The sequence below is a fragment of the Mesorhizobium sp. M7A.F.Ca.US.014.04.1.1 genome (genome assembly GCF_003998745.1).
Taxonomy (GTDB): domain Bacteria; phylum Pseudomonadota; class Alphaproteobacteria; order Rhizobiales; family Rhizobiaceae; genus Mesorhizobium; species Mesorhizobium ciceri.
Map to the genome: position 1 here is coordinate 1 of NZ_RZRW01001398.1, position 540 is coordinate 540.

At 59.6% G+C, this 540-nt stretch carries 1 protein-coding gene; it reads right to left on the reverse strand.

What is annotated here, in order from left to right; translation table 11 throughout:
• Positions 1–540: AGE family epimerase/isomerase (locus tag EOA22_RS36760; protein ID WP_206521586.1), on the reverse strand; the 540-nt coding region annotated here is incomplete at both ends.

Here is a 540-nt window from a genome sequence, read left to right on the forward strand (position 1 = left end):
TGCCTTGACGGCTTCGCACTGCGACCAGCTGCGGGAGAGCCGGTCGAGAGGGATTCCCTGCCGCGATACGGCAGCAAAAGCCAGACCTGTTGTCCGGTTCAATCCACTGGCGACCGCCGATGAATAGAGCTTCCTTGCGTAGGCGACCAAGTCTTTCTGGCCGCTCGCTCGTGCGAAATCGACAAGGAGCGAAGCCCATTCGAAGTGATGCCCCGGTTCGGTCCACTGTCCTTCATCTCCCTGCAACGGCAACCAATCGGCGTCGAAACGTTCCCCAACCGTCCAGCTTTCCTGGTCGAAGAAATGGCTCCGGAAGAGATCGATGATGCGTGCTGCCCGACGCAGATATTCACGGTCGCCCGTGGCGCCATACCAGGCAAGAAATGATTCCAGCATGTGCATGTGTGGGTTCGAAGACCGCGCACCGTTCCAGCCGGGGCTCTCGAGGAACCCGGTCAGACTGTCGTGCTCGAGGTGGGCGTCGATGAAACGAAACGTCTGTTGTGCCAGTTTCAGGGCATCGTGGTGTCCGCATCGATG